Genomic DNA, 17,689 nt, shown 5'->3' with positions numbered 1-17,689 from the left:
CTAACTGCCGCCCCACCGATCTAATCTGTACAGTCGCGCCCCGCCGGGCGCGCGTGCCAGACAGCACAACACAACTTTGCTAGGTCCGTCTCGGCGCCTAGCGACAGGCGCTCAGAAGCAAGGCTGCTAGCCCCCGACACCGATCGATCGAACAGGCGGCCGTAGAACTGGCTCGATTGCGGCCTCTTAAGGCCATTGCAGAAGCTGCTCTAATAGACGAGGTGACCCCCGAGCTACGGCAGAAGCATCGTGACACTGCATCGATTTGACTTTGTCCGTTTCGCCCAACTCACGTCAACGCAGCAGGCGGCGCCGAAATAGTGCTGTCGACGCGAAAAAGGGCAAAACCGCGTAAACGCAGAGCGCACCTACGTGCAGGGCAGCACTGTCGGCACCGCGCTCAAGCATCGCTGGGCGAATAAGGTCGACCGAATGTGCGAGAGGCAATAAGCCGACGAAGTGCCGAAATGAGTCGGGCAGTTGGCTTGACGGAAAGACCACGCCGCACAGAAACACCATAGGAGTGAGGACAAGTGTCTGGTAAAACACGAAGTAATCGTAACTTGGCGCAAGGGATATGACGACCATCGCCAAGCTGGCGAAGACAAGGCCAGTAAGGGCGATTGTTGGCATCGCATAGAGAATGGATAGCCATGATGCGTAACCGAGAGCGGCGGCGACGATCGCGATCGCTGTTCCGGCCAGAACGGACTTACTGGCCGCCCACACCAGTTCACCTAGGACGATATCGCCAAGCGTTAGCTGAGTAGAGAGAATTGCTTCCCAGGTGCGCTTGGCGTCCATGCGTGCAAAGGCTGCATACATGGTTTCAAAGGTCGCCGACGTCATGGCGCTGGTCGCGACCATGCCTGCCGCCAGGAAGGCGATGTACGAAGTCCCCTCAACGCGCCCCAGGATCAGTCCAAGGCCAAAGCCGAGGCCAAACAGATTGGTTAGAGGATCTGCGAGGTTGCCGAGAATCGATGCAAGTGCGACTTTCTTCCATGCGAGGAAGTTCCGACGCCATACCGCGATCCAGTTGTACGCGTTAGCGGGCATCACCGCCGCATAACTTTCACCCATCGCTCACTTCTCCATCTCGCGCCCGGTCAGCCGCAAAAACACGTCTTCGAGATTCGGGGGGCGCTGCAGAATACGAAGGCTCGCATGCCCACGCAGTTGCTCGCGCACCTGCTCCGGATATGGCGCATAACAAAAGAGCGTTTCTCCACTCACTTCGACGCGCCGCGCATACGGCCTGATCAGCTCGCGGAGGTGATGTGGATCACCCCCATAGATTTCGATCACTTTGCAGCCAATATGCTCATCGATCAGGTCGTCTGGCTTGCCTTCGGCGATCTTGCGTCCACCCTCGAGGACACACAGCCGATCGCACAAGCGTTCGGCCTCTTCCATGAAGTGAGTGGTCAAGAGAATCGTCTTGCCCCGCGCAAGCAGAACTCGGAGACGTTCCCAAATCAGGTGGCGGGCGTGCGGATCCAAACCAGTCGTCGGCTCATCCATCACGAGCAAATGCGGGTCATTGATTAGCGCACGCGCCAGCGTCAGCCGCCGTTTCATGCCACCGGACAGCGCGGCAACGCGCGTGTCCGCTTTGCTCTCGAGGCGTGCGAACTCGAGCAGCGAGGGGGTGACCGCCTCGATCTTGCAAGCGCTCATGCCGAAGTAGCGGCCAAACACCAGCAAATTCTCTCGTACGGTGAACTCGAGTTCAAGATTATCGAATTGCGGCACCACGCCGATACGCACACGTGCGACACGAGCGCGTGCAGGCACAGGCTCATTGAGCACCGTAATCTTTCCTCCGTCCGGCGAGATCATGCCAAGCAGCATGCGCGCGATCGTGCTCTTGCCGGCTCCATTCGGCCCGAGAAGGCCAAAGCACTCTCCGCGCGCGACCGAGAACGACAGCTCATTGACGATGACCTTGTCGCCAAATGATTTTCTCACGCCGGCAAGGTCGATTGCTACGGTGGACATGATCACTCTTAGGCTGAGAGAAGTCGTTCGTCCGACAATGGCTTCCCTACCACCGTTTTGGTCCAGAGCAGGCCGTCGCACCACACATGCTCAACGCGTCCCCAGTGGCAGGCCGCGGCAGCATCCGGGAAGAATCCACGCCCGTGGAGGTTAGCACTGGTATTGCAGAGCAGCGGAATGCCGGTAAGCTTCTCAAATTCGACGAGAAGCTCGGCGATTTTGTGCGGAGAGTTGCGGGAGATTGTCTGCAGCCGCGCCGAACCGTCGAGATGGACGACAGCGGGGACCTTGTCGCGCCATTCCGCGCGGGTCTGGTGATCGAACAGCATGTAGGGATCTGGCGTACCTGGGCTGAAAATCTCCGGCGCCCGATCCTCCAGACAGATCGGCGCAACCGGTCGGAAGTGCTCGCGACGCTTGATGTCGTTGAGATGATCCTTCATTGCCAGGCAGGTCGGGGCTGCAAGAATGCTTCTGCCGCCCAACGCCCGCGGGCCAAGTTCGGCGCGCCCGGAAAGGAAGATGACCGGCTTGTCGTCCGCGAGAATCGCCGCAAGTTCACGCAGACTGCACGGCGCCGCCTCCCAATCCGGCGGAAGCTCGCTGTCGTGCAGGGCCGGACCACTGTAGACTGACCATTCCAATGGCCCGAAGCCATTTTGCGCCGCCATCGCACCGCAAGCAGCGCCGATCGCCGAGCCGCTGTCATTCGGAAACGGCGGCACCCAAACATCATCGAACAATCCAGTCGCACGAAGCGCGCTGTTCCACTTGATATTGAGACCGCAGCCGCCGGCAATACATAGATTTCGCGCTCCCGGAAGCGACGAGTGTTGCAGCAGAACCATCGCCATTTCCTTGACAAGAAGACGTTCCACGAACACATGAAACGACGCAAGGACGTCCTCCGCTCGCTTGGCCGTCAGGCGCAAAGCGCTTGCCTCGAAGAAGTCGTGCAGAGCTGCAAGAGACGCTTCCGGATTGTTGATCTCAGCGCGGTAGCGACGTGCCTGCTCCGTGTCAGCGGCGAAGCGCTTTTCATAGAGCTCCTGAAACACTGCGACGATGCTTTCGTCGACAGAGCCAAGCGCGATGTAAGCCATCAGCTTGCCGGCGATGCCCAAATCCCAACTGGAGCGGTTCGGCTGCCTGTATGGGCCGAAGTGAAGGCCCGCGGCAGCATAGGCATGTCCGATCATCGGAAACAGGCATGCAATGAGCCGTGCCCCCCGAGGTTCCACATAGTAAAGACGTGGAAAGATGCAGCCGTCCCATACCAGACAGAACGCGGGTTTTCCCGCACCTGCAAAGGGACTGGTGCTATATGCTGACGCGACGTGGCCTGTGACGTGCGGGTAGCTCTTATATGGAAACACCTTGTCTCCGAGGATCAGGCCAAAGCCGTCGACGGAATCAAGAAGGCCCTCAGCATGGCGCTCGACATATGGCGCCCCCTTCAGCGCGATCGGCACAGCTCCACTTAGGACCTGGAACTGCGACTCAATCTCCCCATCCCAGCCGTCGATGACGAACTGATCGATATCCCGCGGATCCAGGCCATGCTCCGCCAAGGCGAGCACGACTGCATCGAGATTCTCGACGGATTGGTAGCGTGGACCGTTGCCGCACTTCTCTTGCTCGGTGCAAAAGACAAGCCGCCCGTCCTCGATGACAGCAATTGCCCCGTCATGGGTTAACTTGATGCCGCAGATGCGCATACGATCCCCTAGTCTAGTGGCCGACGTTTGATTGTTCTGACGAGTGACCCGGCTTCCGGAACCGGACTATCAAGGAGTCTTCGTTGATTGACTCGGTGTGGCAGTGCAGACGTTCGACCTCCGATAGGCTCTCGTTGAAGACGGCGATCGCCGTTTCGGCACCAGCAGCATGCCCCCACCGTTGACATGTGGCATCAGGTGCGGACCCGAATATCAGAGCCCCATTTGGTGCTAGGATCCTCACCAGGTTGCGGATAGCCGCTTGCATCTCGACAATGTCCTTGAGGTAGTAAAGAACCTCGGCCACGACGATCAAATCGAACTGTTCAGTGGTCGAGAACCGCTGAATGTCGCAGGTCACCCACGTGATATGTGACCACTTCCTGGTCCGTAGTCGCGCTCGCTCGATCGCCTGCGGCATGACATCGACCACGGTGAGTCGTTCGCATAGCGGAGCCAGCATGTCCGTGAATGCACCGGCTGCACATCCTACTTCGAGGCCACACGAAACATCTCCGTTGCAACCCGACATCCGGAGCATTTGAGCGTATCGCTCCTGCTCGAAGGCACTACTGTCGAGACGCCATGGATCGTCGGCAGCCAACTCTCGCTCTAATTGCTGATGGTTTGCGTCCACGGTCATGAGCCAATTACCTACTTGCAGGCAGTCGAACGATCGCTACCGCAAACACTCTTTGTTGCCGTCAGGCTCGATGGGCTCTGGGAAACCCTCGCCTTACGACTTATACTAGACATTTCCCATTTACTTGCAGCACTTCGTCCAGCGTTCGGGTGCAGAATGACAGATTGCTTTTCCCCATCGGCCGGCACGTTGGCGACCTTGCGCGAGAGCCAATCGCTGTTGCTCAATGTACAAAGCGCATAAGCCTTCAAAGGAAGTAAGAGAAAGATATTGATCGGTGTGTGGAGCGAGAAGCCGAGAAACCGCAGTTCGCGAGCACGAATGGCTGCCACACTGCACCGCACCATTGTCATTGCTGCAATCGTCAATACCGTCCACCAGGGTACAGAGCCTGCCATTAGGAGCTGCGCGAGCGCAGCGAGTGATGAAAGGGCGAGAAGCAACGGGCCGAGATTTTGCCCGATAACGTCTAGCGTCAGATAGCCATCGAGCTCTGGCAGCAGGCGCAATGCGAGGAACGTGTCCCGGAAGGTACTGCGGGCCCAGCGGAGTTGCTGACGTAGATATGGCCCAAGGCGGTCCGGGACGACTGTTGCTGCGATCGCGTCCGAGACGTATTCGGTTCGAAAGCCCGCCTTGAGCATGAGGATCGTTAGATGGCGATCCTCGCCGAAATCGCTCGGCTTCCCTCGAAAGAATTGCGCTTCATATTGATCAAGAAGCAAGGCGAGCGCGGAGCGACGATACATGGCACATGGGCCGCAGCAGCACATGACCGCACCGAAACGCGCCTGCGCCGCGCGCTCTTCGTTGCATGCTAACCAGTATTCCATATCGATCAGCCTGGTCAGCCAGGTTTGGCTGCGATTGCTCGCTATCAATTGACCCATGGCCGCACCGGTTTGCGGGTCATGCATCTTCAATACCAGCTTCGTGACAACGTCAGCGGCAAGTATCGTATCCGAGTCGACGTTGAGGACCAGGTCACCGGATGAGCTGCGTATCGCAGCGATCTGCGCCTTGCGTTTTCCAACGTTGTTTGCCAGCAAGATGATGCTGAACCTCGGATCGTTCGCATAGATTTTGTGCACAGGCGCGACAAGGTCGCGATTTGCAGATCCGTCGTCGACCACATAGACCTGTAGCTTTCCAGTGTAGTCTTGACTCGCAAGCGACTCCAGACATTCGGCGAGCGTGATTGGATCTTCGTTGAAGCACGGCACGATGACGTCTACACTGGGAAGGACCACCTCCGATCGTCCCAGGTTGTGCTGCAGCGATGAGTTAATCGCCGGTTGAGCATAAAGCGCTTGCGCGCTCTTGTAGATCGTCGAGAGCAGCGCATAAGACGAAACAGCGACGGCACTGGTTGTAGCGAGCAGGTCCATAGGGTGTCAGTTTTTGCTCAGTGAAGTTGAGGGAGTGGATGGATTACAAACCCGCGCCGTTGTAGTGCCGGGATCAGATGTGACAGGGCCAACGTGGTCTGATCGCGCAGCGTGGCATCAGTGCACGGTCGCTCCTCATCAGGAGGATATCCGTCGTGCAGGAGCACAATTGCACCCGGGCGAACGCTCGCGAGTACTGAATTCACAATTCTATCGACCCCGGGGCGGGACCAATCTCTCGGATCGACCGACCAGTGCACAGCTGTGAGACCGGCGCTCGCTGACACAGCGAGCACCTCTTGCGTCCACATGCCGTAAGGTGCTCGCATGTGCCTAGGTGAGGCCTGCGGGCACGCCGAACGGATCGCCTCGCTCGCCGTGAGAACTTCATCGCGTACCTCCGCTGGTCCGCATCTGGAAAGATCCGGATGGGTCATCGTGTGGTTCGCAACCTCGTGACCTTCCGCGATCATTCGTCGAATGAGTTCAGGTTGTTTGGCCGCGTACGTGCCGATCACAAAGAACGTCGCCGGAATCCCATGTTGCGCCAGCACCTCGAGCACCTCTGGCGTGCAAAATGGATTTGGCCCGTCATCGAACGTCAAATAGACGGGGCGACTTCCGGCCACGTCAGCATAGTCGCAACGGACAGCAGATAGTGGGAGATGCTCTTTCACAACTCAGGCCCATTCCGATCGATGACCGTCCCGGCCGGCCACTCGCCTATCGAGCGTCCAACCGGGAAAACCACCACGATCACGTCTTCGATGCGGGTCGGCGACAAATTGGGATAGACATCCGGATGCGTGGAGCGGACGCGAATGCCGGACATGAGGGTGGCGAGCCCCTGCCTTCCGACCAGTCGGGTCATGTGTTTCTCAAGCGCAGGCCGAACCGTGCCAAAGCCGAATGGAATCCCGAGCTCCTGCAGTGTGGGATACATCACGCGCATTGCGTGGCTGATTCCCAGCCCTTCGAGATCCGGACGCACCGCATACAATCCCAGTTCGGCCACGAGGAGATCGACCCTACCAATCTTGATGAAGCGGCGTAGTAGCCCGAGGTGAGCAGCTATCCCGCGCGCGTCGTAACCAATTACGCGGAGCTCAGGTCTTGCCCCGGCCCAACTTCGGTTGCCCTCAAATGGCTGCGCATTGAACGCACCGGTCGGCCCGTAGCTCTTGCGGAAGAACTCGGCGAGTTCGGCATGATCGGTGAGCCGCAGTTCGTTTTCCCAGCGACGGCTCCACTGCACTTGAGTGCGTGTAGAAGGAGCTTCCGCAGTCCGGGATACGGCAATGTTCATGGCGAGCTTCCTTGTGCCCCAGTGGAATGAAGAGCGGAGATGGTCACTTGAACTCGCTAGTCGCCGAAGCGCTGGTCAACAGTGAAATGCGCTGCTATGACCCGTCGGAGCGCGGCACTCCTCGCCTGCACCGCGCCGTGCGCCTTCGCTCGCGATGAAGATATCGCATGGTTCGCGCTCTTGATCCGGCCAAAGCCCTGCGCGAGATATGCCGAAAGATGCCGACGAGGCGATTGGACTGGCGAGAGCCTGTCTGCACCACGAAGCTTTGCCGCCTCGTCTAGCATCGCTGTCGACGCTTTGACGTCTGAGGGCAGGTCTTCGATGCGCGGGGCCTCATCGATGGCGCATCGGAACGCCATCAAATCACACTGGTTCTTATCCATCTTCGACACGCCCTGAATGCGGTGGATAGGCGAGCCATTTGCAGAGTCGCCTGAATTACTTGGCATCCGCAATCTGCGCCTGCCGTTATGTCGCGACACTAGAATGCGGCTGAACGCGCTCTCAAGTGTACGCGGGTAAACCTGCAATATGGAAAGGGATGGAACACGCATACCAAGGTTTATCGAGGACCGCCTGACGTCTCGATCGAGCGAGCTTCGCACAGAGAAGAAGCGACGCGGCTCGCGCGGCGCGCCCATAGCCGCTCTCGAAACACATGCGGCGCCAGCTCGCACGTCCAGGAGTTGTTCTCTGAGTCCGCGTGAACGAGCAGCAGCCATGGTGATATACTCGATTATTTTTTCCAAACTGATGTTTGCTATCCAACATCCCGCTATTTGGTAAAATCGATAGTTCCGATGGAACACATCCACACGATGGATAGACTTACAAGATGCGGTTCAAGGGACTTGATCTAAACCTTCTCGTTGCGCTCGATGCTCTGATGACGGAGCGCAACCTCACAGCGGCGGCGCGCAAAATTAACCTGAGCCAGCCCGCTATGAGCGCTGCCATCGCTCGGCTGCGTACCTATTTCCGCGATGAACTATTTACCATGAGAGGTCGAGAGCTCGTCCCGACACCTGGCGCGGAGGCGCTTGCAGGCCCGGTTCGCGAGGCGCTGCTGCACATCCAACTCTCGATCATATCACGGGACGCGTTCGACCCGACTCAATCGAGCCGACGCTTCAGGATCATTCTCTCCGATTTCATGACGATCGTCTTTTTGCGCAAGATTGTGGACCGTCTTGCACAGGAAGCTCCCGCGGTGCGCTTCGAATTGCTGCCATTTTCCGATGAACCCGATGAGCTGCTCCGCCGGGGCGAGGTCGACTTTCTCATTCTGCCGGAACTGTTCATGTCGAGCGCGCATCCTAAGGCGACGCTGTTCGACGAGACCCTCGTATGCGTGGGATGCCGCACGAACAAGCAGCTATCGCGGCAACTTACGTTCGAGAAATACATTTCGATGGGCCACGTTACGGCGAAATTCGGACGGGCGCTCAGACCAAACCTCGAAGAATGGTTCTTGCTCGAGCACGGCGTCAAGAGACGCATTGAGATCGTTGTGCAGGGCTTTAGCCTGATTCCGCCCATATTGTTAGATACGCGCCGTATCGGCACAATGCCCTTACGACTCGCCAAACACTTCGAACAGCGGATGCCACTGCGGATCGTCGAACCACCGCTCCCTCTGCCCACATTCACCGAGGCTGTGCAGTGGCCTGCGTTCCACAATACCGACCCGGCAAGCATTTGGATGCGGCGGATATTGCTGGAGGAAGCATCCAACATGGCATCTGGGCCTCAGGAGACTCCAACTCGCAGGCGTTGCTAGAATCATAAGCCGCTCTCGGCAAGTTCCAAATACGCTCCGAACCCTTGGACATGCTCGGCCGCTTTCGTCACTTCAACGTTTCTGGCGCGAAGCGGCCAGAGATGGCGATCGGTTGCGAAGAATTGCCGAGTGGCGAGCGGTGATCTCGCTGGTGAGATTTGGTGCGCTTGCACCTCAAACCGGCGACGCCCGGCACTATCGCGTCAGAACTCGCCTCCACCAGTGCGACAATGTTTGGCTTGCCCGATAAAATCGCTTGAATCGCACCCCGCGTCAGGTTGTAGGTTGGCCGCCGTGCTAACGCTGCGCTACGCGACCGTCGACTGGGCGGTTTGGTGAACTGACGGCGCTGGCCGGACACTGGGTTGAACTGCCATTAACCAACTGATCGGGTCCTGTTGCGTGGCTCGCTGGAAACGGCGAGACCGATCAGCTTCGGGACTCCTGACGGTTTCTGGCCGCCGCTGGGTGGCCTGGCGCCTTGCTCTCCATTGTTGCGGTCATTTTACGAGCGTCTTCTCGCGATCGCAGGATGGAAACGATGTCCATTCGGGCGAGCCAATAGGACCTCTCCAGACGCAGCCGTCACCGCTGGTTGTATGCGCCGCAGTTACGTTCCTGCCGGATAAGAAGACATGCGTTTCAAAGGTCTAGATCTAAATCTTCTCGTCGCGCTGGATGCTCTCATGACTGAGCGCAACCTCAGCGCGGCGGCACGCAAGATTAACCTTAGTCAGCCGGCCATGAGCGCAGCCGTTGCCCGCCTGCGCTCCTATTTCGATGACGAGCTGTTTGGGATGAGGGGGCGGGAACTTGTCCCCACCTCACGCGCGGAAGGACTCGCAGCTCCTGTGCGCGAAGCTCTAACGCGCATTGAGCTCTCAATAATCGCGCGGGACGCGTTCGACCCAGCTCGATCGAACCGGCGATTCAGGATCGGCATTTCTGATTTTATAACAGTCGTATTCTTTCGAAATATCGTGGAGCGCGTCGCGCGAGAAGCGCCTGCCGTCAGCTTCGAACTCGTGACGCTCACCGATGAGCACGATGAGCTTCTCCGCCGCGGCGAAGTCGATTTTGTTATCTTGCCGGAATTATTCATGTCCAGCGTGCACCCCAGGGCGGCCCTATTCGAGGAGAGGCTCGTCTGTGTAGGTTGCTGCACGAACAGCCAACTACTACGGCGGCTTACATTTGATCGGTATATGTCGATGGGCCATGTTGCGGTTAAGCTCGGAGGTGCGCGCAAGACGCTGGTCGAGGAATCCTTTCTACTCGATCTCTGTCTCAATCGGCGGATCGACATTCTCGTGCAGAGCTTCAGCATGATCCCGCCCCTGCTGGTAGGCACGAACCGCATAGGGACGATGCCATTAGGGCTTGTAAAGCATTTCCAAAGAACGATCCCCCTTCGGATTGCCGAGCTTCCCCAGCCATTCCCCGCCTTCACTGAGGCGGTCCAATGGCCCGTGCTTCACAATAGCGATCCGGAAAGCCAGTGGATGCGAGAGATATTGTTGCAGGAGGCTACCCGCATGGCAACTGGACAAGAGACCTCCATCATCTGCACTTCGGAACGACCGGATACTGCCGGAGATTTCGCACGACCCGTCTCGCCGTTGTCGTAAGGACGATCTCAAGATCGTGCGAACCCCACATCCCACGAATGTCTCAACGCACAATTTAGGCTCGCCTCTCTCGAATTCGTGGTCGCTCTATAAAGATCGTCGCAGCGGACGGCTATGATGACGACGTTGTGTAGGTCTTTCGCACGTTGGCATTGGGCTCGACGTGCGAGCGGCGGCTGGACCGTTGGCCTGCTTTTGGAGACAGGGACGCACGTTGCACCTGGCCGTCGGGCGCACCTGCCTCGATACAGCAGAATCGGCGCCGGGCTGTCGTCGTCAACTCTCCGAATCGGTAGTGCTCCCGACGAGCGGAGACGGTTCTTTGCGGTTACCGGGTCGTACCACCACGCACAGTGAGCGTGGTGGTCATCGATCATGCACATGACCACGATCTCTTGCGCTGTCGAAGCAAGCATCGCGCACGCGTGTTGCCCTATCGCATCAGCCTGGAGTACATCGCATCTTCGTCGCTCCGTGCCGCGGGTCTGACTTCTTTTGGCCCTATCGCCGCCAAACGTCTTGACGACGTGCGCTGCCATTACGCAATGACAAACAAGGAGCTGACGTTGGAGCAATGCAGCGGCGTGTTCGATCCGGAAGAGCTTTCCGTCCTGGGAAGCCTTTATGATAGTGCGGTCATCGCGCTACCCCCATCGATGCGAAATCCGGAAAATTGCACTGCAATCGCCAAACTCATCTTGGAGCGTACAGCGGCTGGCGATGCTCAACTGGCATGCCTGACGAACTTGTTGAACACCATTTCCCCTCAGGGTTGATCCCCCGCCATTCTGAGGATAGTCACCACTCTCGCGCTGGAATGGAAGACGATCCAGCTAGAGCTTTGAAATAGCTTGAATCACACGTGACGTCAGGTTGTAGGCTTTGAAATTGAACAACATGAGCAAAGCTACACCACGAAGGCGTCGATGGCGCATTGGCGAACTTGCAGAGGCGACCGGAGTAACGGTACGCACGCTGCATCATTATGAACATACGGGGCTACTAGCAGCCTCAGAGCGTACTGACGGCGGCCACCGGATGTACGACCGCGAAACCGTGCAACGGGTTAACCAGATTCGGGCGCTACGTGAGCTTGGCTTCTCGCTTGTCGAGATCCGCAAAGCTATGGAGGGCACGGCCTCACTCACGGACCTTCTGCGCAAGCATCTAGAGCGGATAGAACTTCAGGTAGCTCGGGCAACTCTGTTGCGAGATCGCCTGCGCAACATGACCATCGACAGTGAGATCCAGGTAAGTGTGGATGACCTGCCTGCTACCTTGAATGCCATGTCGCGGGTCGAGACGCGTAGTCAGAAATCCCGATGCACCTGCAAGCTAGCTGCAGATCGCGAGGAGCGGTGGCGGCAGATTCGCGACGACCTGCGTGATTGTATGGATCGGGGCGAGCCCCCTTGCGGCGATCGGGCAAAAGCTGTCGCAGTTGCAGCCCGCCTGCTGATCAGCGAAATCGCCGGCGCCGATTCACGCGTTTCGATGATCCTGAAGGTACTTGCACGTTTAAGCGCCCCCCGCAGTCTGGCTGGTTGGGATCCCTGCCTCATGCAATATCTCGATCTCGCGCTTGGCGGGTTGGAGGATCAGCCGTACTTTGGCTGATCGGCGGCTCTGATGCTCGCCGACAGTTTTACGGGTTCGAGCGGACAGATCGTCATGGCCTCACCGATCCGGGGCTCCCTGGCGCCTTGATCGAGACTCCCTTCAAACGGGGCTTGAACCGCACGTAAGGTCAAATTGTAGGCTCTTACGTGGTCGCAATCTGGCCGACCTGACGCACGCTTCGCTTGGCTGGCGGCCGCGAGCTGCAGCCACGTCTGATCACAGCTGTTGGCGGTTGGTGAGCATTGGGAGCTCTACAATGTTAAATGGGCATTACGCTTCTGCTGCGAGTGCAGCGCTTCTCTTCTGCGCCCTCGCCTCGGCTGCGTGCGGCTCCGAAGTCAAGATTGCCGTGGCTGGCCCAATGAGCGGAAGCAGCGCTGCGTTCGGCTTGCAAATGCGCGATGGTGCGGCTGCGGCGGTCGAGGCGTTGAACGCTTCGGGCCTACTTCCCGATACCAGGGTGGTTATGAGTGTCGCCGACGACGCCTGCGACCCGAAGCAAGCCGTCGCAGTCGCGAATAAGCTCACAACAGAGCGGGTACGGTTGGTCATTGGTCACTTTTGTTCCTCTTCGTCGATCCCGGCCTCCGACATCTATGCCGAAGCAGGCATCGTTCAGGTCTCCCCTGGCTCGACAAATCCTCAGCTAACAGAACGAGGCCTTCAGACCGTCTTTCGGATCTGCGGCCGCGACGACCAACAGGGCACCGCTGCCGCTGAGTACATTCACAGGAACTACCCTAACGCCAAGATCGCAGTGCTCGACGACAAGAGCACCGCAGGCAAGGGTATTGCCGACGTGGTTGAGGCACAGCTTCAGATGTTCGGTGAACAAGTCATTCGGCAAAGCTACGTAGCCGGCGAAAAGGATTACAGGGCCCTGGTCTCAAGAATGAAGAAGGATGGGGTGCGCGTCGTCTATATCGGCGGCTATCATACCGAAATCGGCTTGTTTGTACGCCAGGCATCAGAGGCAGGAGCGGGCCTCGTCGTCATGGCGAACGATCCGTTGATGACCTCTGAATTCTGGGCCATTACCAGCACCGCTGGAAATGGCACGTTGTTTACCTTCATGCCGGATCCCGCCAGGAATGCCAATGCGGCCGGCGTGGTAGCCGGACTCAAAGCTTCCAACCTGTCCGCTGAAGGCTACACGCTTTACGCCTATGCTGCCGTGCAAGCATGGGCAGAGGCGGTGAACCGGACCGGCTCGCTCAATGCTGCGCGCGTCGCCAGCGCACTTCGTTCACGGGCGATCGATACCGTGATTGGGCCAGTGCGGTTCGATACAAAGGGAGATAATGCGGTTCCTGGTTTTCTGGTTTACCGCTGGCGCGACGGCCGTGTTGAAACTGTCGAGCAGAACTGATTGGCGTCAACGCCGCCTCCCCAAACCCAAAGTGACACGGATGATGAGACGCCCTCAGGACGTTGGAGCAGCGATACTCGCAAGCTCTCTTATTCTTGCAGCTTTCGTAGCGTTCGTCGCGTTCGCTGCAGCCCTCGCAGAGCTACCTGATGTCGACCTGAACGAGACGCTGCGTCCGACCATAGACAAATAGTAGCCTGTCGCGCTGATCCGGCTCGCGGGCACATGACCTCTGAAGCGGCCATCTACAATGGTGCTAGGTTAGGTGGCATGGACATTTCTGCGGCCAAGCGTTGGGGCAGGCGAAGAAGAGGAGAACGCGAAGCTAACGGTGCTTCTGGTCGAGCACATGCTCGGTGAGGAGGCGCTTCGCCACCTCTTTTCAAAGTAACTGCCGGACCGCCATCTACGCATTCTCGTGACCCAATCACACGTGCAACCTCAGATCCACGCACCCAAAGAGAAACGCACTAAGCCGTCAAATGAGGAACAACACCTCTTTGAGCGCGACGGCATGAAGCAACCAGGGCTCGCCGCCCCATATAATCGGAGATTGATCGAGTGAAGAGTGGCCTTCCTTCAAGACTAAGGTGCGGCATTTTCGACCATTTGGATGACGACGGTCGAGATGCCGCACGACAATATGAAGATCGTCTCAAGCTGGCGGAGGCCTGTGATTCTCTGGGCTTCTACGCTTATCACCTGGCCGAACACCATTGCACACCTCATGGCAGAGGGCCCTCGCCGAACCTGTTTCTATCAAGCCTGGCGCAGCGCACCCGGCAATTGCGCTTTGGTCCGCTCGTCCTGTTGCTCAATCTTTATCACCCATTGCGCGCATTCGAAGAGATCTGCATGCTTGACCAGTTGAGCGGCGGCAGGCTCGAGCTCGGGATCGGCCGCGGCTCCCAGCCGATTGAATGGGGCTATTTCGGCATCAGTGCAGAAACCGCACCAGGCCGTTATACTGAAGCCAGCGAAATCCTGAATATTGCACTGAAGGGACATACGCTATCCTATCAGGGACACCACTTTGAGCTGAGCGAAATACCCTTAACCTTGAGGCCTCATCAACGTCCATATCCGCCGACCTGGATCGCTAGCAATCGGGCCGAGTCGGCGCAGTGGGCCGCTGCAAATGGCGCCAATCTGGCGTGCATAGGCCCCGCCTCTGTTGTCCGGAAAGTTACGGAGGCCTACCGCTCCCAACGCGGCCACAATACAACCGCACATGGTCGCGAGCCATTTCTCGGCCTCGCCCGCATGGTCGTAATTGCTAAGTCTGACCAGGACGCTCATGCGGCGGCCAAAACTGCGTATGGACGATGGCTGGAGAGCTTCAAGTTTCTTTACGACCTGAACGCCATTCCGACGCCGCCCGCCCTTCCGCTGACCTTCGATGCAGCACTTGAGAGCGAATTGTGTGTCGTTGGAACGCCAGCTTCCGTCCGGCAGCTTCTTCTTCAGCAGATGGAAGAGGCAGGTGCCAACTACTTGCTTTGCCAGCTTGCATTTGGAAACCTTCCGCTGGAGGTCTCCCTGTACACGGCAACCGCAATCAAAGCTGAAATTCTCGATAGCTTTGGTGGTTAATGTCTACATTGGGGAATCATATGCTTGGCAAAGGAGACCGGCGCACTGAGGTTGTCCGAATCTGGTTGCGATTTTGGTTGTCGTTTGCCCTGGGCGCGAAGGCGATCGTCAGCCTCAATGGGAGCGATCAAGCATTCACTTTTTCTGACTGCGCTTCTTCTTACTTCGGCACATGAAAATCTGCTTTCGAAGAGAATTCTTCGTTGTGAGCGCGCTTTACGCAATGGACTGTCTGCATGGGCGAACTGGCGGCGGTGCCGTCTACGTCAGCAACGGCAAGATTGTCGGGGTCGATGTTGGAAACCTTCGCTATAGTGGCACCTACATCGAGCAGGCGGCCGCATAAAGGGGACTGTCACTTATATGCGCCAACCGGCGGCACGCTTGCAATTGGCGCTCAAGCACCGGCAGACAACAGATGGAGCCTGACGCTCGATTGGCCTGCCAACTTCTCAGATGGGAAGCCACAGGCGCTCATGGTTGAGGTAGTCCGGTACACGTTATACTGGAGAAAATCGGCGATATCTGACCCGCCTGTCGCTTCTATTTGGGAGCGAGCTTTGGCTTAGGGAGTGTTTGCGAGCCTTTATCAACTCATCCGCAGGCGGACGCTCTTCGTCCGCTTCGATCTCGCGGGCCTTTTCAATGAAGGCCAGCGATTGCTCAGGGTCATCCTGCATCTGCGGGAGGCCGGAGCTGGTGGATAGTCGCCGTCGAGATTCCACGGCCTTCTCTTCTTACGCACATCGGTGGAGTTTTTGTGGGACCCTCGTGACATCTGGAGTCCAATCTAGACGTATTCGCTGCGATTTTTTGTCTTCTCTATCATGGCCGGTCATCAACGAATCAGCAGGCTCGCCTAAAGGCCCTCAAACTCACTGAACCAAGACTGCGGGAAAACACTAAATAACCCATTTTCGATGTACGCGATGAGATTACTCGTGTACGCGATCCACGAACTGGATGCGTCCCATCAACACTTTCGATTTTACCAATTTCAGCCAAATACCCCATAAGTCGATCGCCGGTTTCCGGAAAGCACATTTCACGAATGTCGTGTGACCATGGATCCTTCTTGCTATCAGCATAGTCGCAGGCCGATTCAAGCTTCTCGTGGCTGCATCCCTAACGACACCCATCAATCTTTGGAATCGAGACGCGTGCGGCGCAAATCCAGTCGGATGGCCAATCGCAACGTCTCGCGCGCAACGTATCGCGCTGTCGCCTCCCCCTTTGCAATCTTACTAAGGCGCTTCAAGAAGATCGGCTCTCGCGCACACTGCTTGGCCAAAGTAAATGCGTGCGCTGCATAGAATTCGGGCAGTCGAACTGCCCTCTACACCGGTGCGGGCGGGACTTTCCGCCCTGACCAGGCGGGCAGCGTCGACAATCCGCCGCTGTCGCGGCCTTCAGGCAAAGCAGTGCGATCAGCTATCTGACCAGGCTAAGTGCAAGCGACATATCCTCCGGCCAGGACGATGCACTGATGTCGATCGGCGTGATGAGACCAGTCTGGCGATCTTGCTGCCCACGCCCATACGTCGTGTGATCGCGGATTCTCACTCCGCTCGCATGCACAGTACTCGTCGGCGGGCCGCCCCCACATCCACTGCTTACAGACTGACGCCACCCTATCTCATTCTATGCGCCGGCGCTCTTCGACCATATCCCGACGCGGTTATCCCTCGTCTGGCGAGGCCTCCGGTTACGTCTAGATCGCTATGTCAGGCGGCAAGCAATCCCGCAGCAGTTCGGGCCTCGCTTCTCGACTTGCCGTCATCAGCGGTGTCCCCGCTAGCTGGAGTCACTGCCACGGCCCAACGCGCTGGACCGGCTCGACGATCCAATCAAATGACGGGCCATCTACAAGCAGTTCGCAGCGCTCTATACCGTCGATTCCGCCTTTGCGGTCGTTTCGCGGCACATGCCTGCCATCCCCTCCCTTCGGCGACCGTGCGTGCGCACCTTGCCTTGTGCAGCAGCCATTCGTTCTATCGCCGTCTGCCACAACCGTTATTCAGCCTGCTGCCTGCATTTAACCACTTTGGAGCGACACCGTGGAACTTGACCCTTCCAATTCACGCGCAGAGGACCTTGAGGAACGCATCGACCTGCAACTCGACATCGTGGCCGCCCTCATAGGCGAAGAAGGCAACGAGCTCGAAGCGATCCGACTGCTGAACGCACTCACAAACCAAATGATTACGGCGGAAGTGGAGCTCGGCCAGCTAGGCGATACCAGTACCGGGGGCCGCGCCAGCGACCAGCGCACGACGCGACTGTCGCGAGACCGTGGCGTTTTCTACCCAGAAGACCTTCAGGTTTTGGGACGCCTTCTCGATCAGGCCGTGGCAGCATTACCGGCAGTGCTTCGAACTCCCGCCAATCAACTGAAGATCGCGAAACTAATACTGTCACGTTCAGCAGCAGCCGACTGAGATTTCATTTGCCTTTTTCTGCGGTTGATGGCGCGCTTATCGAACGTCCCTGGGCTGACTGCTGCGGCCGTACGTACCGGGGATCGACGACTTGGCGTCTATGCGCACACCGTCCCGTAAGCGCGCCGGTTCCGCTGGCTTTTCCATATCGCAACTGTTCGCCACCATGCTCGAAAGCTGGAGCCTGCACCGAGAGCAGGAG

Annotated in this window: 15 protein-coding genes; 7 read left to right on the top strand and 8 right to left on the bottom strand. The window is 57.9% G+C overall.

Features of this window, described 5'->3' with window-relative positions:
- Nucleotides 1–294 precede the first annotated feature (294 nt).
- The 8 genes from nodJ to I6F28_RS26855 are packed head-to-tail and all read right to left on the bottom strand — an operon-like array spanning nucleotide 295 to nucleotide 7,442.
- Entirely contained in the window at nucleotides 295–1,083 is a 789-nt protein-coding gene (gene nodJ / locus I6F28_RS26890; RefSeq protein ID WP_225142032.1) for a nodulation factor ABC transporter permease subunit NodJ, read from the bottom strand.
- A gap of 3 nt (nucleotides 1,084–1,086) precedes the next feature.
- Entirely contained in the window at nucleotides 1,087–2,001 is a 915-nt protein-coding gene (nodI, locus tag I6F28_RS26885) for a nodulation factor ABC transporter ATP-binding protein NodI (RefSeq protein ID WP_225142030.1), read from the bottom strand.
- An 8-nt stretch (nucleotides 2,002–2,009) separates the two neighbouring features.
- Entirely contained in the window at nucleotides 2,010–3,719 is a 1,710-nt protein-coding gene (nodU, locus tag I6F28_RS26880; protein ID WP_225142028.1) for a nodulation protein NodU, read from the bottom strand.
- A 13-nt stretch (nucleotides 3,720–3,732) separates the two neighbouring features.
- On the bottom strand, nucleotides 3,733–4,362 hold the full coding sequence (nodS, locus tag I6F28_RS26875; RefSeq protein ID WP_225142026.1) for a nodulation methyltransferase NodS: 630 nt from the start codon (nucleotides 4,360–4,362) through the stop codon (nucleotides 3,733–3,735).
- Between the two features lie 11 nt (nucleotides 4,363–4,373).
- Nucleotides 4,374–5,750, bottom strand: a complete 1,377-nt coding sequence (gene nodC / locus I6F28_RS26870) for a chitooligosaccharide synthase NodC (protein ID WP_225142024.1) — start codon at nucleotides 5,748–5,750, stop codon at nucleotides 4,374–4,376.
- Nucleotides 5,751–5,767: 17 nt separating this feature from the next.
- Nucleotides 5,768–6,427 carry a chitooligosaccharide deacetylase NodB gene (nodB, locus tag I6F28_RS26865; protein ID WP_524536120.1) on the bottom strand — a complete coding sequence of 220 codons (660 nt, stop codon included), beginning with the start codon at nucleotides 6,425–6,427 and terminating at the stop codon, nucleotides 5,768–5,770.
- Nucleotides 6,424–7,056, bottom strand: a complete 633-nt coding sequence (locus tag I6F28_RS26860; protein ID WP_225142022.1) for a NodA family N-acyltransferase — start codon at nucleotides 7,054–7,056, stop codon at nucleotides 6,424–6,426. The genes nodB and I6F28_RS26860 overlap by 4 nt, the downstream gene beginning before the upstream one ends.
- A gap of 56 nt (nucleotides 7,057–7,112) precedes the next feature.
- The gene (locus tag I6F28_RS26855) at nucleotides 7,113–7,442 is read right to left on the bottom strand and encodes a hypothetical protein (RefSeq protein WP_225142020.1); all 330 of its coding nucleotides are present in this window, start codon (nucleotides 7,440–7,442) and stop codon (nucleotides 7,113–7,115) included.
- A 452-nt stretch (nucleotides 7,443–7,894) separates the two neighbouring features.
- On the opposite strand from I6F28_RS26855, the gene nodD1 reads away from it, so the two are divergent.
- From nodD1 to I6F28_RS26820, 7 genes are all read left to right on the top strand, one after another.
- Nucleotides 7,895–8,839 carry a transcriptional regulator NodD1 gene (nodD1, locus tag I6F28_RS26850; protein WP_225129694.1) on the top strand — a complete coding sequence of 315 codons (945 nt, stop codon included), beginning with the start codon at nucleotides 7,895–7,897 and terminating at the stop codon, nucleotides 8,837–8,839.
- Nucleotides 8,840–9,474: 635 nt separating this feature from the next.
- The gene (locus I6F28_RS26845; protein WP_225142018.1) at nucleotides 9,475–10,467 is read left to right on the top strand and encodes a LysR family transcriptional regulator; all 993 of its coding nucleotides are present in this window, start codon (nucleotides 9,475–9,477) and stop codon (nucleotides 10,465–10,467) included.
- 359 nt (nucleotides 10,468–10,826) lie between these two features.
- Nucleotides 10,827–11,243: a hypothetical protein gene (locus I6F28_RS26840; RefSeq protein ID WP_225142016.1), complete on the top strand. Its 417-nt coding sequence runs from the start codon at nucleotides 10,827–10,829 to the stop codon at nucleotides 11,241–11,243.
- A 121-nt stretch (nucleotides 11,244–11,364) separates the two neighbouring features.
- Nucleotides 11,365–12,084: a MerR family transcriptional regulator gene (locus I6F28_RS26835; protein ID WP_346656753.1), complete on the top strand. Its 720-nt coding sequence runs from the start codon at nucleotides 11,365–11,367 to the stop codon at nucleotides 12,082–12,084.
- Nucleotides 12,085–12,343: 259 nt separating this feature from the next.
- Nucleotides 12,344–13,456: a branched-chain amino acid ABC transporter substrate-binding protein gene (locus I6F28_RS26830; RefSeq protein ID WP_225142012.1), complete on the top strand. Its 1,113-nt coding sequence runs from the start codon at nucleotides 12,344–12,346 to the stop codon at nucleotides 13,454–13,456.
- A gap of 561 nt (nucleotides 13,457–14,017) precedes the next feature.
- Entirely contained in the window at nucleotides 14,018–15,049 is a 1,032-nt protein-coding gene (locus tag I6F28_RS26825) for an LLM class flavin-dependent oxidoreductase (protein ID WP_225142010.1), read from the top strand.
- Nucleotides 15,050–17,106: 2,057 nt separating this feature from the next.
- Entirely contained in the window at nucleotides 17,107–17,487 is a 381-nt protein-coding gene (locus I6F28_RS26820; RefSeq protein WP_225142008.1) for a NolY, read from the top strand.
- Nucleotides 17,488–17,689: the final 202 nt, after the last annotated feature.

It is taken from the genome of Bradyrhizobium sp. NBAIM14 (genome assembly GCF_020193895.1).
GTDB lineage: Bacteria > Pseudomonadota > Alphaproteobacteria > Rhizobiales > Xanthobacteraceae > Bradyrhizobium > Bradyrhizobium yuanmingense.
Note: the sequence above shows the minus strand (reverse complement) of the source record. Positions and strands in the feature narration are given on the sequence as shown.